This window comes from Nesterenkonia marinintestina, assembly GCF_025420485.1.
Classification (GTDB): Bacteria; Actinomycetota; Actinomycetes; order Actinomycetales; family Micrococcaceae; genus Nesterenkonia; species Nesterenkonia marinintestina.
This window is the reverse complement of sequence record NZ_JAOEFD010000013.1, coordinates 1-23,010: the sequence shown is the minus strand read 5'-3', so window position 1 is coordinate 23,010 and position 23,010 is coordinate 1. Positions and strand designations below refer to the sequence as shown.

General features: G+C 67.5%; 13 protein-coding genes and 1 tRNA gene. 10 read left to right on the top strand and 4 right to left on the bottom strand.

Features of this window, described 5'->3' with window-relative positions:
- Positions 1 to 11: 11 nt before the first annotated feature.
- From N7E59_RS10020 to N7E59_RS10010, 3 genes are read left to right on the top strand one after another with little or no spacing between them, the layout of a single operon-like run.
- The gene (locus N7E59_RS10020) at positions 12 to 3,704 is read left to right on the top strand and encodes an ATP-dependent DNA helicase (protein WP_261624794.1); all 3,693 of its coding nucleotides are present in this window, start codon (positions 12 to 14) and stop codon (positions 3,702 to 3,704) included.
- Positions 3,705 to 3,761: 57 nt separating this feature from the next.
- A complete protein-coding gene (locus tag N7E59_RS10015) occupies positions 3,762 to 4,160 on the top strand; it encodes a (deoxy)nucleoside triphosphate pyrophosphohydrolase (RefSeq protein ID WP_261624793.1) in 399 nt (132 codons plus the stop codon).
- Positions 4,157 to 7,135 carry a DUF3427 domain-containing protein gene (locus N7E59_RS10010; protein WP_261624792.1) on the top strand — a complete coding sequence of 993 codons (2,979 nt, stop codon included), beginning with the start codon at positions 4,157 to 4,159 and terminating at the stop codon, positions 7,133 to 7,135. Before N7E59_RS10015 ends, N7E59_RS10010 begins: the two co-directional genes overlap by 4 nt.
- Before the next feature lie 36 nt (positions 7,136 to 7,171).
- Here the strand turns inward: N7E59_RS10010 and N7E59_RS10005 are convergent, their stop codons facing one another.
- Positions 7,172 to 8,425, bottom strand: coding sequence for an MFS transporter (locus tag N7E59_RS10005; RefSeq protein WP_261624791.1), 1,254 nt, complete (start codon positions 8,423 to 8,425; stop codon positions 7,172 to 7,174).
- 149 nt (positions 8,426 to 8,574) lie between these two features.
- Positions 8,575 to 10,134 (bottom strand): phosphotransferase, encoded by a 1,560-nt coding sequence (locus N7E59_RS11855; RefSeq protein WP_315943016.1) that lies wholly within the window; start codon positions 10,132 to 10,134, stop codon positions 8,575 to 8,577.
- A gap of 154 nt (positions 10,135 to 10,288) precedes the next feature.
- On the opposite strand from N7E59_RS11855, the gene nudC reads away from it, so the two are divergent.
- Genes nudC through N7E59_RS09985 form a run of 3 tightly spaced genes read left to right on the top strand, consistent with a single transcriptional unit; the run spans position 10,289 to position 14,447 of the window.
- Entirely contained in the window at positions 10,289 to 11,320 is a 1,032-nt protein-coding gene (gene nudC, locus N7E59_RS09995; RefSeq protein WP_261624790.1) for an NAD(+) diphosphatase, read from the top strand.
- Complete coding sequence (locus N7E59_RS09990; RefSeq protein WP_261624789.1) at positions 11,317 to 13,506, top strand: ATP-dependent DNA helicase UvrD2; 2,190 nt, start codon at positions 11,317 to 11,319, stop codon at positions 13,504 to 13,506. Before nudC ends, N7E59_RS09990 begins: the two co-directional genes overlap by 4 nt.
- Positions 13,503 to 14,447, top strand: a complete 945-nt coding sequence (locus tag N7E59_RS09985) for an amidohydrolase family protein (RefSeq protein WP_261624788.1) — start codon at positions 13,503 to 13,505, stop codon at positions 14,445 to 14,447. The genes N7E59_RS09990 and N7E59_RS09985 overlap by 4 nt, the downstream gene beginning before the upstream one ends.
- Here N7E59_RS09985 and N7E59_RS09980 read toward each other — a convergent pair.
- Positions 14,410 to 14,949 (bottom strand): M48 metallopeptidase family protein, encoded by a 540-nt coding sequence (locus N7E59_RS09980; RefSeq protein ID WP_261624843.1) that lies wholly within the window; start codon positions 14,947 to 14,949, stop codon positions 14,410 to 14,412. The two genes, N7E59_RS09985 and N7E59_RS09980, sit on opposite strands and share 38 nt — an antisense overlap.
- A gap of 163 nt (positions 14,950 to 15,112) precedes the next feature.
- On the opposite strand from N7E59_RS09980, the gene N7E59_RS09975 reads away from it, so the two are divergent.
- The gene (locus N7E59_RS09975; RefSeq protein WP_261624787.1) at positions 15,113 to 16,222 is read left to right on the top strand and encodes a TOMM precursor leader peptide-binding protein; all 1,110 of its coding nucleotides are present in this window, start codon (positions 15,113 to 15,115) and stop codon (positions 16,220 to 16,222) included.
- Here the strand turns inward: N7E59_RS09975 and N7E59_RS09970 are convergent.
- Positions 16,126 to 17,742, bottom strand: a complete 1,617-nt coding sequence (locus N7E59_RS09970; RefSeq protein ID WP_261624786.1) for a zinc-dependent metalloprotease — start codon at positions 17,740 to 17,742, stop codon at positions 16,126 to 16,128. The genes N7E59_RS09975 and N7E59_RS09970 overlap by 97 nt on opposite strands.
- 230 nt (positions 17,743 to 17,972) lie before the next feature.
- Here N7E59_RS09970 and N7E59_RS09965 point away from each other — a divergent pair, with 230 nt between their 5' ends.
- The 3 genes from N7E59_RS09965 to N7E59_RS09955 all read left to right on the top strand — a co-directional run bounded on the left by N7E59_RS09965 (position 17,973) and on the right by N7E59_RS09955 (position 22,716).
- Positions 17,973 to 19,154, top strand: coding sequence for a YlbL family protein (locus tag N7E59_RS09965; protein WP_261624785.1), 1,182 nt, complete (start codon positions 17,973 to 17,975; stop codon positions 19,152 to 19,154).
- Positions 19,155 to 19,314: 160 nt separating this feature from the next.
- Positions 19,315 to 22,467 carry a UPF0182 family membrane protein gene (locus N7E59_RS09960; protein ID WP_261624784.1) on the top strand — a complete coding sequence of 1,051 codons (3,153 nt, stop codon included), beginning with the start codon at positions 19,315 to 19,317 and terminating at the stop codon, positions 22,465 to 22,467.
- Between the two features lie 175 nt (positions 22,468 to 22,642).
- Positions 22,643 to 22,716 (top strand) — tRNA-Met (locus tag N7E59_RS09955).
- Positions 22,717 to 23,010 lie beyond the last annotated feature (294 nt).

The following is a 23,010-nucleotide window of genomic DNA, read 5'->3' as shown; positions in this document are numbered from 1 at the left end:
TCACCACACTCATGACCACCACTGAATCCCACCGCCGTCCGGGTCCGGGCGAGAGGTACTCGGCGGAGCAGCTGCTGGAGCTGCTGCATGAGCCTCTCGAGGGTTCGTTCAACCCGCCCACTGCCGAGCAGGCACCGGTCATCGAACATGAGCTGGAGCCGATGCTCGTCGTCGCCGGTGCCGGTTCCGGGAAGACCGCGACCATGGCCGACCGTGTCCTCTACCAGGTCGCCGTCGGGGCCGTGAAGCCGGACCAGGTGCTCGGCGTCACCTTCACCAAGAAGGCCGCCGGAGAGCTGCGCGAACGGATCGTCGGCAAGCTCAGGCGGCTGGAGGAACGGCGCATCCTGGCGGTCGAGGACCTGCTCGGTGAGGACGAGAGGGCGGGGGTGGTGGACCCGGACGGTCTGATGGACCTGCTGGCCCCGGAGGTCTCGACCTACCACGCGTATGCTCAGTCCCTCGTCCGGGACTACGGCCTGCAGATCGGCCTGGAGCCCGAGACCAGGGTCATCACCGACGCGGAGGCGTGGCAGATCATGACCCGGGTCGCCGCCGAATACGGAGACGCTCACCAGCAGGCGCTGCTGGACCTCGATGTCTCCCTGAAGACCTTGGCGACGCATGCGTTGAAGCTGACCTCGGAATGCGCCGAGCACCTGATCGACGATCTGGACGAGATCCGTCGGTTCCTCGATGAGGAGGTCACAAGGGTCGACAAGATTCCCGCAGATCAGCCGGGCGCCAAGCGTGCGAAGCAGGAACTCAATGCCACGGACAGGAAGACCCTCGACTACATGGCGGTGCGGCGTCTGGTCGTCGACGTCGTGGAGGCCTACCGGACGCGGAAGCGCGAACTCCAGGTGATGGACTTCGGAGATCTGCTGATCAGTGCGGTGAGGATCGTCCGTGAGACCGATGCCCCGGAGCAGGAGCGGCAGAAGTACCGGCTGGTGCTGCTCGACGAGTTCCAGGACACCTCGCATGCGCAGTTGGAGCTCTTCACAGCCCTGTTCGCCCACACCGACGGGCCGGGAGTGACTGCAGTGGGTGACCCGAACCAGTCCATCTACGGTTTCCGCGGTGCCTCGGCCGGCCAGCTGTTCAGCTTCATCGACAGGTTCACCAGGCAGGATCCGGAGTCGGGGGAGTGGTTCGCACCGCGCAGGCTCGAACTCACCAAGGCCTGGCGCAACGGGACCGCCATCCTCGACGTCGCCAACCGTGCCGTGGCTCCGCTGCGCGAGCGGCAGGACGTGACGGCTCCTGCGTGGAAGCGCCACAAGCAGGAGGAGAAGCGGATCTCCGCCCTGACGGCGGGCAAGACGGCGACCGGTGAGGTCCACTGCGGGTGGTTCACCTCCGACGACGAGGAATGGGCCGCGGTGGCCGACCGACTGGCCGACGAGCTGGCGGTCTCCGACGCAGCACCTCCGACGGCGGCGGTCCTGTCGAGGACCCGTAAGCAGCTCAACGGCGTGGCCCGTGCGCTCGACGCGCGCGGGGTGCCCTACGAGTTCCTCGGCCTGGCGGGGCTCATCGATGTGCCCGAGGTCGCCGACGTCATCGCCTATCTCCGTGTGATCGCCGACGCCTCCCGCGGCGATGCCATGCTGCGTCTGCTCGCCGGCCCGAAGTACCAGATCGGTCCCCGAGACCTGATGCGTCTGAACAGGCTCGCCCGGCATTCGCTGCCGAAGTCCGAGGCTCCGCTGAAGGAGGCCGCCGAACTGTCCTCCCTCGTGGAGGGGCTGTTCGCCGTGCCGGAGGACCCTGCCCAGGAGCGGGCGGAGGGATTCTCCGAGGACGGGCACCGGCGGCTCCTGCGTGCCCAGAAGGACGTCAGGATGCTGGCCCGGTCGGCCACCGCCGATGTGCCCACACTCATCGAACGGGTGATCGAGGTCAGTGGGGTCGGTGTCGAGGTCCTCGTCCGACCCGGCGACGAGCAGCACACGGCGCGGCGACAGTTGGAGGCGCTGCTCGACCATGCCCGCAGCTACTCCTCCGCCTCGGGGACGGCCGGTGACCTGGAGGGGTTCCTGGAGTGGCTGGACGCGGCCGAGGAGCGCGAACAGGGGCTGGGCCAGGCGGCCGCCGAGCCGCGTGCCGGAGCTGTGCAGCTGTTGACCGTCCATGCGTCCAAGGGCCTCGAATGGGAGGTCGTCGCAGTGATCGGGCTGCGGGAGTCCACGTTCCCCAGCAGCATGTCTGACAGGTGGATCGGATCGAACGGCACGCTGCCGTGGCCGTTGCGCGGCGACGCCGAGAGCCTGCCCCAGTGGGACAGCGACCAGCCGTACCTGTCCTTCTGGGCAGCGGCCCTGGGAACCGCCGGCGAGGGCCAGGCGAAGCGATGGCGCGAGGCGGTGCGAGAGGCCGCAGGCTTCGGTGAGGACGCTCCGGTGCTGAACTTCACGGAGCAGGTGGCGGAGTTCCGACGGGAGGAGGAGCGTCGTCTCGCCTACGTCGCGTTCACTCGCGCCGAGCGGCTGCTGCTGGCCACCGGCTCCCGGTACTCCGGGAGTGCGAAGGGCGGACAGATCCCCTCGCAGTTCCTGCGCGAGCTGGCACTCGTCGACGATGTGGAGCCCCTGGTGGTGCTGGATGTGACGTCGGGTGAGATGACCGCCATGTCCCTGCCGGAGGAGGTCTCCTCGCCGGCGATCGAGTCGAGCACCGATGAGGAGCTGCTCGCGGCGGTCAAGGAGTACAGGAAGGAGGAGAACCCCAAGGCCTCCGAGCTCTGGGGTGCGGCCTGGCCGTTCGATCCATTGGTGGAGACCCCGCTGCGCCTGTACGTGGAGGAGCCGTACGAGGGCCAGCCGTGGCGGCCCGCGGTACGGCGGCCGATCGATGAGGAGCCGCAGGTGCACACCCGTCGACCGGCGGTGGAGGCCGCGGCGAAGCGTGTGGACGTCTCGATGGGCGAGGGTCTGGAGTCCGGGCAGTCGGACGTCGAGCAGGAGGCGCAGTGGGCGGTGGACCGGTTCTTGGCCTCGAGGACGCCTCTGGGGGCGCCCGGGCTGCCGGCGACGATGTCGACCTCCCGATTCGTGGAGCTCGACGCCGACGGTCGTGCGGTGGCGGAGCGGTACCGGCGGCCGGTGCCCAAACAGCCGTCGCACGTGATGCGCCGGGGTACCGCGGTGCATGGATTCATCGAGGACTTCTACGGCCACCGAGCGGGGCTGGAGGGAGTCGAGGATCCGCTGCAGGGGGACAAGCATCTGGGCCGGGAGTTCGGCATCTCGCGGGTGCGGGCCTCTCTGGAGGCCTCGCCGTGGGGTGATCGTCAGATGGCCGCCATGGAGATCGGCCTGATGACCGCCGTGGACGGTGTGACCGTCAATGGTCGGATCGACGCGGTGTTCGGCAGCAAGCCCGGGGGCATCGATGTGGAGGTCTCAGACTTCGATCGCTGGCAGGCGCTGCCACGAGATGAGCGCAACGCGGCCATGGGGGAGTGCACGTGGGAGCTGGTCGACTGGAAGACCGGGCAGGTGCCCCGAGATCTGGCGAACAAGCAGCTGCAGCTGGCCGTCTACCGACTGGCCTTCAGTCGGAACTTCGGCGTCCCGCTGGAGAACATCTCCGCGGCGTTCTACTACATCGATCAGGAGCACGTGGTCGAGGCGGAGGATCTGCCCGAGGCGGATGAGCTGGATGCCGTGGTTCGTGGGGCACGGGAGTACTTCAGGTAGGGTCCGTACCGTACCGACGTGCTGTCGCATGGCAAGGGATGACAGGAGCTGCTGTCGATGAAAAAAGAGGTCCACGTTGTTGGTGCTGTAATCCAGCGCGACGGTTTGATTCTGTGCGCCAAACGCGGGCCAACAGGCTCATTGCCGCACAAGTGGGAGTTCCCCGGGGGCAAGATCGAGCCGGATGAATCATCTCGCGAAGCACTTATCCGTGAGATCGACGAAGAACTCGAGTGTGTCGTCGAGGTGGGAGAAAGAATCACCACGACTCGATACGAGTATGATTTCGCGGTCGTTGTACTCACCACATACTTCTGTCGCCTAGTGAGTGGCGAACCGGTCCTGACAGAGCACGCTGAAGTGGCCTGGTACCCCAAGCAGGAACTACGAGCTCTTGATTGGGCGCCCGCCGATATACCAGCAATTCACCTTATCGAGGGTAGCGTCCAGGCGTGACTGAGAGCGTGAGTAGCCCTGACCTGAGCTTCTTCTTCGGCGGTAACTACTCGACGAGAGAACCTCTCCCAGGATTCGCGCGGGTCCCAAAACACTACGCTCCCCGAGTCGTCACCAATCGCGCCGATGACCATGTGCTCAGGATACTCCGTCAAGAGTTGAAACACGCCTCGTCCTTCGTATTTTCTGTAGCTTTTGTTTCTCCAGAAGGAATCGCTGTCCTGAAGGAGGATCTCGTCCAGTACCAGGGGGACGGGTGCATCATAACGTCAGATTACTTAAACTTCAATAATCCCGAAGCATTCTGGGAACTTCTTAACCTCAGCCATATCGGAATTAATGTACGCATTCATTCCTCTTCGTCCTTTCATCCAAAAGGGTATATATTCGATCATCCGCATCAAGTCGTCACTGCCATGATGGGAAGTTCGAACCTCACGAAGTACGCAATCACGCGTAACCATGAGTGGAACCTCAAGGTGAGCGTCGGAAGTGAGGGCGACCTCGGTCGGCAAATCTGGAACGCTCGCCGCGAGGAGTATCGACTGTCGGAACCCCTCACCGCTGAATGGATCACTCAGTATGAGAAGCGGTATGTCCCTCCACAGTGGGGCCAGACGTCGCGCAAGCACGTGAGTGCGGCGTTGTCGGCTCTTGCGGACGTCAACATCATCCCCAATCGAATGCAGTCTGAAGCTCTCGAAGCGATCGCGAAGGTACGAGAGCTTGGAGAGAGGAAGGCTGTGGTTGTCTCCGCAACGGGGACAGGCAAGACGATTCTCTCGGCCCTCGATGTTCAACAATTCGCGCCCGCGCGAATGCTCTTTCTCGCACACAGGGAACAGATCCTGGATAAGAGTGTGGAGTCCTACCGGGCCGTGCTTCAGGAACCTCAGGAGGCGTTCGGCAAACGTGTCGGCTCCCACGACGACTCTGGTAGTAAGTACCTCTTCTCGACCATGCAGACGATGTCTCAGGATCGTGTCCTGAGTACTTATCGCCCGGATGAGTTCGACTACATATTGATTGACGAAGCACATCGCACCGGAGCAGCGTCGTACCAGAAGATACTTGACTACTTCACGCCGGCGTTCCTGCTCGGTATGACTGCCACTCCTGAAAGGGGTGATGGATTCAACGTATTCGAGCAGTTCGATTTCAATGTGCCGTATGAGATCAGGCTCCACGACGCCCTCGAGGCTGAGATGCTGGCTCCGTTCCACTATTACGGCATTGCTGACGCCACGTTCGAAGACGGTGTCGTTCGAGCGGTAGATGAATCAACACAGCTTCAAGGGCTTGTGTCGCCAGAGCGAGTAGAGCACCTGCTGCAAGCGCTCCGAACTTACGGTCAGGCGGGGGTGCCACCTCGTGGTTTGATCTTCTGCAGTCGTGTGGATGAGGCGCGAGGTATCTCCTCGGCCATGAATAATTCAACGCTTGCAGGACGTCCACTGCGCACTGCAGTGGTATCAGGATCCGATTCTCCTGAGGTGAGGGAGCGACGGGTGGCGGAGTTGGAGGCCGGGCAGCTCCATTACCTTCTGACCGTGGATATTTTCAATGAGGGCGTTGATATTCCGACGGTGAATCAAGTTGTCATGCTGCGCCAGACACAGTCATCTATCGTCTTTGTTCAACAGCTGGGTCGCGGTCTGAGGCTTGCCTCAGGGAAAGAGTACTTGGTAGTAATCGACTTCATTGGAAATTATGCAAATAACTACATGATTCCAGTGGCCCTATTTGGTGACAATTCACTAAATAAGGAGTCCCTCAGGAAGAATCTAGTGATCGCGGAGGAGGTTGGGGTCATATCGGGCCTGTCTAGTGTGAGATTCGATCGCATCGCTCACTCCCGGGTGCTTGATTCGATCGCAACGACAAAGCTCGACCACATGAAGACATTGAAGGAAGCCCTGCAGGACATGTATCACCGTGTCGGGCAAGTTCCGCATCTATGGGACTTCTACCGATTCAGATCAGCTGACCCGATCGTGCTAGCGACGAAGTCTGTCAATGGTCGCCACAACTACTTGGCCTTGAGTGACAAGCTCCTGGGGATTGAGCGGCCGATCTCCCAGGCCGCAGACCGTGCACTGAGCTTACTCTGTCACGAGGTGCTGCCGAGTAAGCGCCTTCACGAGTTTCTCATAATCGAGGCACTATTGGAGACCAACGAGCTGACTCATGACGACCTTATCCAACGATTCAATAGTGCGGATATTTTCTCGACGACAGCCGTATTAGAGAGTGCCATTTCTACTTTCACCCTTGGCCGGTCTACTCAGAACGATCAGCTGAAGTTTGGCCCAGGAATAGTTGAGGTGTCTGAGAGCCATGTGAGCCTGACTGCCGAGTTCCGTGAGGCGATTCGTTCGGAGGTTGTCTTTGCTGAAGCCGTCAACGACGTCATTCGGACTGGAAAGGCGTTGACTATCGATCGTTATGACAATACGTCGACATTCACCGTAGGACGCCAGTACTCGCGAAAAGACGCTCTGAGACTCTTGGGCCTCGACCCGAAGTCTGCTTCGACGGTTTACGGATACAAAGTTTACCGGGAACAGCAAGTCTGCCCGATCTTCGTCACACTGCATAAGGATGACAGCGTCGAAGCTTCAGTGGCGTACGAGGATCAATTGATCGATACAACTCACATGAGGTGGTACACGCGAAGCCGTCGCACATTGGCGAGTGATGAAGTTCAAGCTATCACCAATAACGATGTCCGGCTTTTCGTCTTTGTGAAGAAGGATGACAGTGAAGGGTCTGACTTTTACTTCTTGGGTGACGCCACATGTGAATACGCAGAGCAAGCGACCATGTCCGACAAGAACGGTCGACCCCTGAATGTTGTGAGAACGCGGCTAGTGTTTAGTTCACCTATCGAACAGTCGCTTTACGACTACTTTCATCCGGTCCTCGCGGAAGTAGGTGACGATCAGGGCGTACCGGCTTACGAGGACGCCGACTAGTAGACCGGATCATTGACGTAGAAGCGAACTACTACCTCAGGCGTTGTAGGGCTGTGACATTGATGATTCCCGCGCCAGTTTGAGTGCGTACAGCGCGATCAGCACCCCGATCACTGCGCCGACTCCACCGACCATGCTGGGGGCACGCAGTCCCCAGTCCCAGGCGATCACCTGGGCGCCCAGGATCGCTCCGAGGGCGTTGGCGCCGTTGAACGCCGAATGATGGATGGACGCGGCCGCGTTCGGAGCATTCGGAGCCGTATCGATCAGATGCGTCTGCATCGACGGGCTGAGCATGGACGACGTCACCGCCACCAGGAACATGAAGATCAGCGCGGGCACCAGGGCGCCGGCCATCAGGCCGAAGGCGAAGAGGAACACCGCCACCAGGCTCATCGCCACGATCACGGTCCCCAGGACCGACTTGTCCGTGGCCCACCCGCCGATGAAGTTTCCGATCACCATGCCCACTCCGTAGAGGCCCACGACGAACGGCAGGTGCTGCGGATTCAGTCCGGCGACATCGGTCATGACGGGGGAGATGTACGAATACAGGGCGAACATCCCGGAGAACCCGATGACTGCCAGGGCCACACCGACCCAGAGCCGCCGCGTCCGCAGACCCTTCAGCTCGCCACGCATCGACGCCCCGGCGGCCGGTACCTGACGCGGCGCGAAGATCCGCACAGCCACCATCGTCGCAATCGCCAGGATCAGTACGATGGCGAACATCCACCGCCACCCGAACATCTGCCCGATCGAGGTCACCGCCGGAACGCCGACCACGTTCGCCACGGCCAGGCCCGCCAGCACGGCAGAGATCGCCTTGGCGCGCCGCGTCGGGCCCGCCATCTGCGCGGCCATCAGGGCGGCCACGCCGAAATAGGCGCCGTGGGGGAGACCCGAGAGGAACCGGGCGGCGAGCATCGTGGTGTAGTTGGGGGCGAAGAAGCTCAGCAGGTGCCCGACGGCGAACACGCCCAGCAGCATCAGCGCGAAGGTGCGCCGCTCGCGCTTCGCCCCGAAGATCGCCAGGATCGGACCGCCCACGACCACACCCAGCGCGTAGGCGCTGACCAGGTGGCCTCCCTGCGGGATCGAGACTTCGAGATCGGCCACCGCCTCCTGCAGCAGGCCCATGATGCCGAACTCGGTGACGCCGACGGCGAAGCCGCCCATCGACAGGGCGATGATGGCCAGGACGATGCGGCCGGCGGAGAGCTCACCCTCCTGGCGCGCCTGCTGTTCGACGCTCGGCGGCGTCCCCTGCTCCGAAGTCTGCACAGTCACTCCCCGATGCTCCACCGATCGCTGCTGGCTGTGTCGGGACGACACATCGTTCCTCGAACGGCACCACACTGTGCAGAATTCCCCGATCGACCAGCCTACCCCGCTCCGGTCCGGGGGAAGTGGGCCGGAGCTTGACGCTCAGTCTCGGATCACGCGCCGGGCGGGCGCAGCCCGGGGTGACGCTCGTAGATCGATCCCGATGTCTCCGAGGGGGCGTCCTCCGAGCTCTCATCCGGCGCCTCGTCGCGGATGGTCTCGATCTCGGTCGTCTCGTCGGAGAGGTCGTCCGAGGTGCCGTCCGGAGCATCCCGCTGCTCCGGTGCGGACGGCTCCGATTCATCCTGCACAGGTTCGGTCTGCTCGGGTCCGGGACTCGCGGTCTCAGTCGTGTCGATCCGGTCCGTGGGCTGATCGTCGGACTCGGGCTCAGGCGGCGACGTCGCGTCGTCGTGCGGCACGGGGTCCTCGATCACCGAGTCCTCGGCGACCTCGTCCCGGGCCGGCGTCGGCTCCTCCCGTGCCGTCCACCCCCGGTCGTCCTCGGAGGCGTCACCGACGGCCTCCTCATCGACCGAGGCATCGGTGATCACCGCAGGCTCGTCGTCCTCCCAATCCTCGGTGGCGGGATGCTCGGCGACGGTCGGCTCATCGGGGGTGTCCGCGGTCGGCGCGCTCGTGGCCTGCCCGGATGCGCCCTCGTGACTCACCGGGGCGGCGACCGCAGGAGCGGCGGGGCCGACCGCCGGAGCAGGCTCGGGGGAGGCGTCCATCGGGGTCAGCGCGATCGGCTGGCCACCGTGGAGCTCGACGTCATCCTCCAGCTGCCGGAGCAGGTCCAGGGCCTCGTCGACCATCTCCTGATTGCCGGCGTCGCGCCCGCGGACCAGCCACTTGGCCAGCGCGAACTCCGCCGCCAGGGCGGCCCGACGCATCAGATGCGGATCGGCGTCACCACGACGATGACGGTCGTACGCCTCGACCACGGCCTCCGAGAAGTCCAAGTCCGGGGCGGCGGTCAGCCAGGCGAAGTCGTCGGCCGGATCCCCGATGTGCAGATCCGTCCACCCGGTCACCGCGACCACACGCTCACCCTCGATGAGCATGGTGTCCTCGTGGAGATCGCCGTGGGTCACCACGGGCGTGAAGCTCCACAGCTCACGCTCCTCCATGGCATGCTCCCATCGGCGCAGCAGCGTGGACGGGATCTGCCCCGTCGTCGCAGCCTGGTCCAGCTCGTTGAGCCGGCGCTGACGGAACCGCTCGGCCGAATAGCGCGGCAGGTCCGCGTTGTCGACGACGGCGGCGTCGAGATCATGGATCGCCGCGATCGTGCGGCCGACGTCGTCGGCGACCTGCTCCGACCCTGCCGTCAGCTCATCGAGGTCCAGGGACCGGCCCGGAAGGTGGTTGTAGACGAAGGTGCGCAGCTCGCCGCGGCGCACGGCGCCCGCCACGGAAGGCACACGGAAGGGCAATTCGGCGCGGATCGCGGCGGTGAACCCGCGCAGCACCTGCAGCTCGGTCTCCAGCCGCATCGCGGCCTCCTGATGCTGCGGCGCCCGCACACGCCAGCGGTTCCCCTCGGCGTCGGTGATGACCGCTGAGGTGAACGCCCGGGCGTCATCGGCGGCCGCGGCCACACCGGTGGGGGAGAGCCCCGGCACGGCGGCGGTGGCCAGAGCCGCCAGTTCCATCGAAGTCCATCGCACGGATACCAGCCTAGGCCGTGGGACCGTGCGGGGCCTCCCCGACGCGCTGGACCGGACCATGACGGCGGGCCCGCCGCGACGGCTGAGCCGCGCCCCTCCACAGCGTGCGAGGCCGATGGGGACACATGTCAGCGGCTCCGGCTACCGTGGACACATGCCCACCCCAGATCCCCAGGCCGCGCAGCCCGACCGACCCGGCCCGCTGGAGCTGCCGCTCGCCGACGCCGGGCTCCACCGCCAGGATCAGCAGCGCCAGCGGCCCGACTGGCTCGACCACGTATGGTCGCTTCGCGACACCCGGGTCCTCTCCCTGCGGGACGGGCTCGCCCCCACCTGCGACCACCGTCTGGTGCTGACACCTGCCGCCGGCCCCCTGCCGGAGACCGCCGTCTACCTGGGATCGTTCCGGGAGGACTCCGGCCATCTGGTCGCCGTCTCACTCAGCGGATCGCCCCAGGGGGCCGCCGCCGAGGCCGAGATGCCGCTCTCGGCCGAGACCCCGCCGGCGCATGCGGCCGACGGAGACCACCTCGAGGGTCCCGCCGCCGACGCAGAATGGCTCGACCTGCGCGACGTCGGGCATCGCCTCGGCGCGCTCGACGCCGCCCTGCTGACCCAGGCCGTGGCGGTGACGACCTGGCACCGGTCGTCTCCGCACTGCACCAGGTGCGGACACCGCACCGAGGTCCGCAGCTCCGGGTGGATGCGCCGCTGCCCCCACTGCGGCACCGAGACCTTCCCGCGCACCGATCCGGCGGCGATCACCGCCGTCGTCGACGACGCCGGACGGATCCTGCTCGGCTCCGCCTACCGATGGGCCGCCCACCGATACTCGACGTTCGCCGGATTCGTCGAAGCCGGCGAGTCGGTCGAGGCGGCCGTGGTCCGAGAGGTCGCCGAGGAGGCCGGAGTCGAGGTGGACGACGTCCGGTACTTGGGGTCCCAGGCCTGGCCGTTCCCGCGGTCCCTGATGCTCGGCTACCTGGCCCGCACCTCCCGCCCCGAGCAGGCGCGGGCCGACCGGGAGGAGATCCGCGACGTCCGATGGTTCACCCGCGAGGAGCTGCGTGACGAGGTCGCCTCGGGACGCCTGTGGATCCCGTCGAGGTCCTCGATCTCCCGTGCCCTGATCGAACACTGGTACGGAGGGCCGATGCCGGACGCCGAGGAGGAGCCCGCCGGATGACCTCGCACACCGCCGGCCGCCGCGGCGACCCCGAGGCGCCGCTGGAGTTCCGCCCCGACCCGTCCTCCCCGGAAGCGGTGCTCGCCGGACTCGACGCCGAACAGCGTGAGGCCGCGTCCACGCTGCAGGGTCCCCTGTGCATCCTCGCCGGGGCGGGGACGGGCAAGACCCGCGCCATCACCCACCGGATCGCCTACGGCGTCCGCGCCGGGATCTACGACCCGCACCGGCTGCTGGCGGTCACCTTCACCGCCCGCGCGGCCGCCGAGATGCGCTCGCGGCTCAGCACCCTCGGTGCCCCGGGGGTCCAGGCGCGCACCTTCCACGCCGCCGCGCTGCGGCAGCTGCAGTACTTCTGGCCCGTGGCTGTCGGCGGCACCATTCCGGAGATCCTCGACCACAAGGTGCGGATCATCGCCGAGGCCGCCCGCCGCCTGCGGATGACCACCGACCGTGCCGCCCTGCGGGACCTCGCCTCCGAGATCGAATGGGCCAAGGTCTCCACCCTCACCCCCGAGTCGTACCTGGAGACCTCTGAGGGGCGCGCCGAGCCCGGCGGCGTGGACCACCGCAGCTTCGTGAAGCTCTACCAGGCCTACGAGGACCTCAAGCTGGATCGGCACCTCATCGACTTCGAAGACGTCCTGCTGCTCACCGTGGGGATCCTCGAGGACGACGAAAGGGTGGCCGCGCAGGTCCGCCAGCAGTACCGCCACTTCGTCGTCGACGAGTACCAGGACGTCTCACCGCTGCAGCAACGGCTGCTCGATCTCTGGCTCGGAGGACGGGACGAGCTCTGCGTCGTCGGAGACGCCGCACAGACCATCTATTCGTTCACCGGTGCCACGCCCGACCACCTGCTGAGCTTCACACGCCGTCACCCCCAGGCCAAGGTGGTCCGACTCATCCGCGACTACCGGTCCACCCCGCAGGTGGTCCAGCTGGCCAACGTCCTGCTGGCCGATCGGACCCGCGAACAGCCCCGGCTCAGGGAACCCGCCCCCTGGCCGGATCCGCTGCGCCTGGTCTCCCAGCGGGAGCACGGGCCCACCCCGTCGATCACCCAGCACGACGACGACGAGGCCGAAGCCGCCTGGGTGGCCGAGCAGATCGGCGCACTCCACGAGAGTGGGACACCGCTCAGCGAGGTGGCCGTCCTCTACCGCACCAACGGGCAGTCCCAAGCCTTCGAACAGGCGCTGAGCAGCGCAGGGATCAGCTACCAGCTGCGAGGCTCGGAACGGTTCTTCGCCCGGGCTGAGGTGCGGGAGGCGATGGCCGCTCTGCGCACCTCCTCCCTGGTCGCCGAATCCGAGGACGGCGTGCCGAAGATCGTCCGCGACATCCTCTCCTCCCACGGATGGCAGAAGGAGGCCCCGCAGTCCACCGGTGCGGTGCGTGAGCGGTGGGAATCGATGTCGGCGCTCATCGGGCTCGCCGACGACCTGGACCAGGACCGCGACGCGCTGACCATGCGGGACTTCATCGCCGAACTGGACGAGCGTTCCGCGGCCCAGCACGCCCCCACCGTCGAGGGCGTCACGCTGGCCTCCCTGCATTCGGCGAAGGGGCTCGAATGGGACGCGGTGTTCCTCGCCGGGCTCCACGAGGGACTGATGCCGATCACCTTCGCCTCGACCCAGGCGGAGGTCGACGAGGAGCGGAGGCTCCTCTACGTCGGGATCACCCGCGCCCGCCGTCACCTGTATCTGACCTCGGCGCGCTCGCGCCACGCCGGCGGCCGCGGGCGGCGCACCCCGTCCCGATTCCTGAAGCCGCTGCGCCGCGAGCTCGGCCTCGAAGAGCCCACCCGGAAGATCGCCCCGTCGAAGGGCCGGCCGAGCCCCAACGCCCGGTCCGCCAAGCGGACCGCGACCTGCGGAACCTGCGGGACGGTGCTCACCGACGGCACCGAGGTCAAGAGGCGACGCTGCGCCGACTGTCCGCCGCGGTACGACGAGGAGCTGTTCGAGCAGCTGCGCGGCTGGCGCGCCGACCTCGCCCGCCAGCTCGAGGTCCCGGCGTTCGTCATCTTCACCGACGCCACGCTCGAGGTCCTCGCCGAACGGCGACCCACCACCGACGAGGAGCTGCTGAAGGTGCCGGGCGTCGGGCCCCGCAAGCTCGAGAAGCACGGTGAGGACCTGAAGGAGCAGCTGGCCGCCGGCGCCGGAGGCGGCCGATGACCGGGCCCCACATGGTCGATGCGCCGTCCGACGACGCCGACGTGCCCCGATACCTCGAGGAGCTGGGCATCCCGGCACTTGCCGACGTGCACACCCACTTCATGCCCCAGCAGGTGTTGGACAAGGTCTGGGCGTACTTCGACCGGGCCGAGGAGCACTACGGCATCGCCTGGCCGGTGACCTACCGGACCTCCGAGGCCGAACGGCTGCAGACGCTGCGTGAGCTCGGAGCGGCCGCAGCGGTGCCGCTGAACTACCCGCACAGGCCGGGGATGGCCTCCTGGCTCAACGCCTGGACCCGAGAGTTCGCCGCCGCACACGACGACGTCGTCCTCACCGGCACATTCCACCCCGAACCGCAGGCCGTCGACGACGTCGCCGAACAGATCGCGGCCGGTGCGCGCCTGTTCAAGGCCCACGTACAGATCGGCGGCTGGTCACCGACCGACGAGCTGCTCGCACCGGTGTGGGCCCAGCTGGCCGAGGCAGGAATCCCCACCGTGCTGCACGCGGGATCGGCACCGCTGCGCGGTCGTCACACCGGCGTCGGACCGGTGCAGGAGGTGCTCGAGCGGCACCCGAGGCTGCCCCTGATCATCGCGCACATGGGGATGCCCGAGTATCACGTGTTCGCCGACCTCGCCGAGCGGTACGAGCACGTCTGCCTGGACACGACGATGGTGTTCACCGACTTCACCGAGTCCTTCGCCCCGATACCGGAGGGCTACCGGGAGAGGCTGCCCGGACTGGGCCGCAAGGTGCTGCTCGGCAGCGACTTCCCCAACATCCCCTACCCCTATGCCGAGCAGCTGCGCGCTCTGCACCGGCTGCGGCTCGGCGACGGATGGATGCGCCGGGTGCTCTGGCACAACGGCGCCGAGCTCCTGGGTCTCGACGGACCGATCAGTCCCGCAGCCGGGGGTTGTTCCACCCGAAGCTGACCCCGGCCAAATACGCATCGGCCTCCGCCGTGTGCGGCCAGCGTCCCACCAGCGCTCGGAAGTCCGGACCGTGGCCCGGCTCCAGCAGATGCGCCAGCTCATGGACCAGCACCGAGTCCTGGACCCACTGCGGCATCGCCTTCATCCGCGAGGAGAGCCGGATGGACCCGTCCGCCGAGGTCGTGGACCCCCACCGGGTGGTCTGCCGGTCGGTCCACCGGACGGAGACCGGGCGGGCCCTGCCCTCGAACAGTTCGGCGTCCAACCGCGCCGCACGAGCCAGCAGCTGGGCATCGCTTCGGGTGTTCCGGGCGCTGCGCCGCCGATGCTTGGCCCGGAAGTCGCGGGTGTGGCGGGAGACCTCGCGCGCGCTCATCCGCAGCGGAACCCGCAGACGCAGGACGCCGTCGATCCGGTCCGCGGTCACCGTCCGGCGTCGCCGCGACGAACGGATCACGATGACCGGCTCACCGTCGACCTCGAGCTGCTCCTGGTGCTGCATCACGCTCCGATCCTCGGGAAGTCCTGCTCCTGCTGTCCCCGACGGGCCGATTCTAGACCCGCCGGCGGGCTCTCCGCCCCGGAGCCCGCGATCACCTGTGGACGGGTGCCGGCCTGTGGAGAACGAACGGCCGCAGTCCGACGGCCCTGCCAGGATGGCCGGCATGGACAGCACTCTGACGCGTGAGACCGAGACGCCGACGCCCGACCCCACCCTGCGCACCTACCGGCTGAGCCAGGACGTCCACGTCGCCGACGTCGACGCCGGCACGGTGCGGCTGCGCCGCGGGGACTCCTCGGTCCTGCTCCACGGTCCGGTCGCCGAGAGCCGGGCGGCGCTGGAGGCGCTGCGATGCGGCGTGCCCGCCGCGCAGGCCCCCGAGACGGTCCGGACGCTCTGGCGTCACCGACTGGTGGACCTCCACCCGGATCTGGAGCACCGTGCCCGCCTGAGTCTGGCGCGGGTCCGCATCGACGGTCTGGACGAGGTCGGAGCGCATCTGGCCGACCAGCTCGCGGGCGTCGGACTCGGCACACTCGTGCTGGACGACCCGCACCCCGTCGAAGCCGTCGGACCGGACGCGGACCTCGCCGGACTCGGCGGCACCGTGCACCGCGGCCGGAACCGGGCCCACGCGATGCGCGAGATCCTCACCCGCCGACGGCCTGAGACGCCGGTGTTCGTCAGCCCGCCGGACGGCACGGCCTCCGACATCGACGTCCATGTCATGTGCGATCCGTCCGCGCATCGGCTCGCCGACGAGGACCTGGTGCGGTTCGAGGAGGCCCTGGGCGTCGCCTCAGCCGTGCTGCCGATCAGCCGCAGCGACCACGGCGGCGGCCGCATCGGACCGCTGCTCGCCCCGGGACGCGGACCCTGCACACAATGCCTGGAGCTGCACGTGGCCGATCAGCCGCGGAACCCTCGGACAGGACCGTCGACGCCCGAGACAGATGTGACTGGAAGCCCTCCTGAGGCCGACGGGCCGCCGGAGGACGTAGTGCCGTGGGCCGGGCGGGGGATCGTCGCCGCCGTCGCGGCGCGGCAGATCCACCTGCTGCTCGCCGGTCACCTCCGACCCGCCGTCGCCGATGCGATGCTCAGCGTCGACGAGCAGGGGCGCATCACCGAACAGCCTCTGGGGCGTCACCCGGGGTGCACCTGCGTCGTATCGCCTCAGCTGCGGGGGCCCTCGCCCTCAGAGCCGCCGGAGGCGTCCGAGCCGTCGCCGCCGGAACCGTCGGAGCCGTCGCCCCCGTCGGAACCGTCGTAGCCGCCGTCGAGGAGCTTCTGCAGCTCCTCCTCGAACTTCTCCGACTCGGCCTGGCGCTCCGCGCGGCGGGCCTGGAAGCCCTGCGGGTCGTCGAGGTCCTGCTCCTCCGGCTGCACGTCCGGGTGCGACCAGACCTCGTCGCGTCCTGAGACGCCGAGGGTCTCCCGCAGGTGGGCCCACAGGGCGGCGGCGTCACGCAGACGACGGGGCCGCAGCTCCAGGCCCACGAGCCCGGCGAAGGCGTGCTCGGCCGGGCCGCCGGTGGCGCGGCGGCGATTCATGGTCTCGCGCAGCGCGCCCAGCGACTCCAGATGCTCGGCGGCCTGGGAGACGACGTCGTCGACCCATCCCTCGACCAGCGCGAGGGTGGTCTCGATGCGGCGCAGCGCCGCGTCCTGCATCGGCGTCCGCTCAGGGGTGAACAGCCCCTCCTGCATCACCTTCTGCATCGACTCGGGGTTGGACGGGTCCACCTGCGAGGCGGCCTCCTCGATGCGGCCCATGTCGATGTGGATCCCCGCGGCGTACTGCGCCACCGCAGTGAACAGATCGCCCTCCAGCCACGGGGACTGGGCGAACAGGCGCATCCGTGCGGCCTCACGCAGCGCCAGGAAGAGCATGACCTCTCGGCGGTCGACCTGAAGTCCGCGGCCGAACTCGGCGATGTTCTTCGGCAGCAGGGCCATGGTGCTCTTGCCCGCCAGGGGCAGACCGATGTCGGAGGAGGAGTGGACCTCCTTGGCGAGCTCGCCGACGGCCTGGCCCAGCTGCATGCCGAAGGCCATACCGCCCATCTGCTCGAGCATCCCCGTCAGCTGGTCCGCGCCGGCGCCGCCCATCATCGACTGCAGCTCAGGGGGGAGCCCGGCGCCGAGGCCCTCGCCGTCGCCGAGCTGGTCCTTCATCGCCTTCGACAGCGCTTCGGAGACCGAACCGGCCACCGGTTCGGTCAGCTGCTTCCAGGCCTCGAAGGTCTCCTCGACCCACTGGGCGCGCGACCAGGCGCGTCCCAGCTGGCCGGTGGACTCGAAGCTGGTGGCCGAGTCCAGCCACATGTCGGCCAGGCGCAGCGCCTCGTCGATCTCGCGGGACTCGGCGGGGGAGACCGACGGGTCGTCGCCGGCGGCGGCCTGCCGGGCGGCCTGCTTCGCCATCGTCCAGTTCACCGGGCCCTGCCGGTCCTCGTCGGAGGAGCTCTGCATCGCAGTGAACATGGCCTGCACCTGACCCATGATCTGCTGCATCATCTGCGGGTCCATCGGCGGCAGACCCATCTGAGCGGGGTCGAACCCTTCGGGCATCCCCGGGAATCCGCCCTGCCCGTTCTGGCCGGACTGTCCGCCCTGGCCTCCCGAGCCGGGACGGCCGGTGAAGCCCATCGAGGGGCCTCTGTCCGAAGAGCCGTCGGAGCCGCCGTCGGATCCGGAGGCCTCGTCGCCCTGACCGAAGAGCCGGCGGAACATCTCCTCCATCGGATCCTGGCCCTCGTCGTCGCGGCGGTCGGAGTTCTCGGCGTTCATCGCAATGTCTCCCTGGCGTCTGGCGGCTCGCCTCCGGCGCCGCTCCGGCACCGATCCGGCGTGGTCTCGGAGACTCCAGACTACTGGGCAGGCGAGGGCCGCGTCCCTGTGCGGGGCTCCAGTTCGCGCTGGGTGGACGCACCGAGACCTCGGTGCGACATCACCGCGACATCACGGCGACACGGCGGCTGTGCGTCCAGTTTCGGGTGCGACAATGGTCCCCGATCACCATGACGGAGCCGCACCAGCCACACGCCCAGCCCTCCCCGCCGAGGGCCGACGCGCCTGCCCACGGGCTCCCTGAGGAGCCCCGTGAGCAGGACCTCCTCGCAGGGACAGACGCCGCCCCCTGGACGCTGCGGCGCACGCTGCGGCTGGCCTCCGGGGCCGGCGCGCTCATCCTGGCCATGGCTTCGCTGCTGGCGCCCAGCGCCTACATCACCGAAGCCCCGGGCCCGCTGTTCAACACCACCGGCGAGGCCGAGGGCGACCCCATCATCACCGTGGACGGCCGTGAGACCTATGAGACCGACGGCGCGCTGAACCTGACCACCGTCTACGTCAACGGCGCCCCCACCTCCACGGTGCGGGTCCCCGACGTGGTGCGCGGCTGGTTCTCCCCGACGGTGGACATGACCCCGCAGGAGCTGATCTACCCGTCGGGCACCACCGCCGACCAGGTGGAGGAGCTGAACACCGCGGCGATGACCAGCTCCCAGGACCTGGCCGTGGCCGCCGCCCTGGACGAGCTCGACATCGACTTCGAGCAGCAGCTGATGGTCGTGGACTTCACCCCCGAGGCCCTGGACGAGCATGTGGACGAGCTTCTGCAGCGCGGTGACCAGGTCCTCGAGGCCGACGGCGAGCCCATCACCGGCCTCGAGGGCCTTCGGAGCGTGGTCAACGAGGCCGCCGGGGAATCGGTAGGATTGACCGTGGTCCGGGACGGTGAGGAGCTCGAGGTCGAGATCCCCACCTACCAGGAGGCTGACGGCGAGTACTATCTGGGCATCATGCTCCAGGGGTCCTTCGACTTCCCCGTCGACGTCGAGATCCGGCTTGAGAACGTCGGCGGCCCCAGCGCCGGTCTGATGTTCGGCCTCGGGCTCGTGGACACCCTCACGGAGGACTCCATGACCGGAGGCGAGGAGTGGGCCGGCACCGGCACCGTGGATCCCGACGGGACCGTGGGTCCGATCGGCGGCATCGCCCAGAAGGTCGACGCCTCCCGGGAGCAGGGGGCCGCGCACTTCCTGGCCCCGCGCGACAACTGCGCGGAGCTGGACGGGCGCATCCCCGACGACATCGACGTCTACGGCGTCGAGACGGTCTCCGAGGCCCGCGGGGTCGTCGAAGCCGTCAGGGACGACGACCAGGACCACCTCCGGGGCCTCGAGACCTGCGGAGACTGAGCAGAGCGCGGGCCTGCGGACCGGACGCCGGACCGAGCACCCGCCCACGACCGAGACAACCGAATACGCATCACTTGCACAGCAGCACATTCGCACAGCAGCACACTCGCACCGAGCTCCGCCGTCAGTGGGACGCGGTCGAGGCGAAGAGAGGGTATACGTGAGCTTCTCCCAGGGATTCGGTTCCCAGAACCCCTTCGGCGGCTCCGGCCTGTTCGGCTCCGGGAACTCGGACCGCAGCAGCGGATCCGGCGGTGACGGGTCCGACGGTTCCGGCGGCGACGGCGGAACCGGTCAGCGCACCGACCGGCAGGGTCCGCGCCGCCCGTCGGCGCTCGTCATCACCATCGTCATCATCGCCGCACTGATCGGCGCCTTCGTCCTGTTCTCCGGCTTCTACGCCGAGATCCAGTGGTACAACCAGATCGGCTACTCGGAGATCTTCTGGACCGAGCGGCTGAGCCGCTGGGGCGTCGGCGCCGTGGCCTTCCTCATCATGGGCGCCCTGGTGTGGCTGAGCCTGTGGGTGGCCTTCCGGAACCGGCCTCAGACCCTGGACCGGCAGCTGAACGAATCGGTGCAGCGGTACCAGAGCACCATCACCTCCATGCGTCGCCTGCTGATGCTCGGCCTGCCCGCGCTGCTGGGCCTCTTCGCCGGGACCGCCGCGGCCGGGGGCTGGGAGACGGTGCTGCTGTTCTTCAACCAGGAGCCCTTCGGCCAGGCCGACCCGGAGTTCGGCCTGGACTACGCCTTCTACGTCTTCACCCTGCCGTTCCTGGCGTTCCTCAACGGGTTCATCGTCTCGGCGGTCCTGGTGGCCGGGATCGCCGGCATCGTCTGCCACTACCTCTACGGTGCGATCCGCATCGAACCCTCGGGACGCTTCGTCGTCGAGAAGGCCGCCCGCTGGCACATCGCCGTCACCGCGGCGCTGTTCGTGCTGCTGCAGGGTGTGAACTGGTGGCTCGACCGCTACGCCACCCTGCAGAGCCAGGGCGGCAACTGGGCCGGTGCCCTCTACACCGACGTCCACGCCGTGATCCCCGCCCAGACGATCCTCGCCGTGGCCGCAGTGCTGGTCTCGGCGGTCTTCATCGTCACCGCGGTGACCGCACGGTGGCGGTTCTCGCTCATCGGTGCCGCCGTGCTGGTGGTCACCGCGCTGGTCGGCGGGGCCCTGGTGCCCTACCTGGTGCAGGAGTACCAGGTCCAGCCCTCCGAGCAGACGCTCGAGGACGAGTACATCCAGCGCAACATGGAGAACACGCGCTTCGCCTACGGCATCGACGACCTCGACCGCACCGACTACGACGCCGAGGTCGACGTCACCGAGGGCGCGCTGGCCGGGGACACCGCGAACACCGAGAACATCCGACTGCTGGACCCGAACCTGGTCTCTGCGGCCTTCGGTCAGCTGCAGCAGTTCCGTCAGTACTACGCGTTCCCGGAGACCCTGAGCTTCGACCGCTACGAGATCGACGGCGAGGTCGAGGACACCGTCATCGCCGCCCGTGAGGTCAACGTCTCCCAGGACCAGTCCTGGGTGAACCAGCACCTGATCTACACCCACGGCTACGGGCTCGTCGCCGCCAACGCCTCGTCGGTCTCGGCCGACGGCCGTCCGGACTTCACCCTGCAGAACATCCCGACCCAGGGTGATCTGGCCTCCGACGAGGACTACGAGCCGCGCATCTACTTCGGTGAGAATGCGCCCCAGTACTCGATCGTCGGCGCCCCCGAGGACGCGACCCCGCGGGAGCTGGACCGTCCGGCCTCCTCGCAGAGCGAGGACGACGCCACCTACACCTTCAGCGGTGACGGCGGTCCCGACGTGGGCAGCATGTTCCACCGGCTGATCTACGCGATCCAGTTCCAGTCCGCGGAGATCCTGCTCTCCGGGGACATGAACGAAGAGTCGCAGATCCTCTACGACCGCCACCCGCGGGAGCGCGTGCAGAAGGTCGCGCCGTTCCTGGAGGTGGACCAGAACATCTACCCGGCGATCGTCGACGGGCGGGTCCAGTGGATCGTGGAGGGCTACACCACCTCCGACGCCTTCCCGTACTCGATGCAGCAGCAGCTGGAGTCGGCGACCACCGACGCCCTCACCGAGGGCGGGGACGTGCTGTCGGGTCAGATCAACTACATCCGCAACTCGGTGAAGGCCACCGTCGACGCCTACGACGGCTCGGTCACGCTCTACGCATGGGACGACGAGGACCCGGTCCTGCAGTCCTGGCAGAACGTGTTCCCGGACTCGGTGGAGCCGTACTCGGAGATGAGTGCCGAACTGATGGACCACGTCCGCTACCCGGAGGACATGTTCCGCGTGCAGCGTGAGCTGCTGGGCCGGTACCACGTCACCGACTCCGGGGCGTTCTACGAGAACAACGACGCCTGGTCGGTGCCCGACGACCCGACGGTCGACGGTGAGGACCTCGCGCAGCCGCCGTACTACATGACGCTGCAGCTGCCCGAGGAGGAGGAGCCTTCGTTCTCCCTGACCTCGACGTTCATCCCGCAGGTCACCGAGGACACCCAGACCCGCAACGTGCTCTACGGGTTCCTCGCCGCCGACGGCGACGCCGGCACCGGTGAGGACGGGGAGAAGGCCGAGGACTACGGTTCGCTGCGGCTGCTCGAGCTGCCGCGTGACACCGCGGTGCCCGGGCCGGGCCAGACCCAGGCGAACTTCGACTCCAACTCGGAGATCTCGCAGTCGCTGAACCTGCTGCGTCAGGGTGCCTCCGACGTCATCAACGGCAATATGATCACCCTGCCCGCCGGTGACGGCATCCTCTACGTGCAGCCGGTGTACGTCCAGTCCACCGGTGACACCGCCTACCCGCTCCTGCGGAAGGTGCTGGTCTCCTACGGTGAGGAGATCGGCTTCGCCGACAGCCTCTCCGAGGCGCTCGACCAGGTCTTCGGAGGCGATTCCGGGGCCGAGGTCGCCGAGGGCGCCGGCGTCGAGGGCGCCGCCGTGGAGGACGACCTCGAGGACGTCGAGGACGGCGAGGAGCCGGCCACGACTCCTGAGGACGAGGACCCCGGCGTCGAGGAGGAGGACGTCGACGAGACGGAGGATGAGGAGGCGGAGGACGAGGAGACCCCCGCCCCGGACGGCGACGCCCAGCAGCGCCTGAACGACGCGCTCAGCCGCGCCAGCCAGGCCATGCAGGACTCGCAGGACGCGCTCGACGAGGGCGACTACGAGGCCTACGGTGACGCGCAGGCCGAGCTGCTGCGGGCCGTCGAGGACGCCGTGGCTGCGGAGGAGGAGCTCGAAGGAGACGACTCCGAGGACTGAGCCCTCCGTAGAGAGCGATGAGACGGCGGTCGTCGGTCCCTGTCGGGGACCGACGGCCGCCGTCGTCGTCGGGGCCGTTCCGGTGTGCGCCATGACCTATGCCGAAGATCACGTGCCGCCGGCGACCCCAGGATTTTGTGCGGCGGTCATCGCCCGGTAAAGTTGATCAGGCCGACGCGGGGTGGAGCAGTTCGGTAGCTCGCCGGGCTCATAACCCGGAGGTCGCAAGTTCAAATCTTGCCCCCGCAACGAGAGAGGGCCGCTGACCAGGATTCTTCCTGGATCAGCGGCCCTCATTTTTTACTCTCAGAGCCGCTCCTCCGGTCTAGGCTCCGGTATAGATCACGTGCCCCTTCAGGGATATACGCCTCAGAGTATGCCGAACCTCATCCAGCCGCCCCAGTACCGAGAACCAGACCCACCCAGCAACACGTTCATGACCTATAACCCGGATCGGCTCTCCGTGGTGAGGCACACCGCTGAGGGTCAGCGCGGTGAATGCGCCGGATCGAGTCCCGGCAGTGCCGCCTGCGGCAACCTAGC

Coding starts and splice junctions, on each gene's coding strand:
- N7E59_RS09980 (WP_261624843.1), bottom strand. CDS start 14,949: ATGCAGCACCAGGAGCAGCTCGAGGTCGACGGTGAGCCGGTCATCGTG.
- nudC (WP_261624790.1), top strand. CDS start 10,289: ATGCCCACCCCAGATCCCCAGGCCGCGCAGCCCGACCGACCCGGCCCG.
- N7E59_RS10015 (WP_261624793.1), top strand. CDS start 3,762: ATGAAAAAAGAGGTCCACGTTGTTGGTGCTGTAATCCAGCGCGACGGT.
- N7E59_RS09975 (WP_261624787.1), top strand. CDS start 15,113: ATGGACAGCACTCTGACGCGTGAGACCGAGACGCCGACGCCCGACCCC.
- N7E59_RS09970 (WP_261624786.1), bottom strand. CDS start 17,742: ATGAACGCCGAGAACTCCGACCGCCGCGACGACGAGGGCCAGGATCCG.
- N7E59_RS09990 (WP_261624789.1), top strand. CDS start 11,317: ATGACCTCGCACACCGCCGGCCGCCGCGGCGACCCCGAGGCGCCGCTG.
- N7E59_RS10020 (WP_261624794.1), top strand. CDS start 12: ATGACCACCACTGAATCCCACCGCCGTCCGGGTCCGGGCGAGAGGTAC.
- N7E59_RS09985 (WP_261624788.1), top strand. CDS start 13,503: ATGACCGGGCCCCACATGGTCGATGCGCCGTCCGACGACGCCGACGTG.
- N7E59_RS09965 (WP_261624785.1), top strand. CDS start 17,973: ATGACGGAGCCGCACCAGCCACACGCCCAGCCCTCCCCGCCGAGGGCC.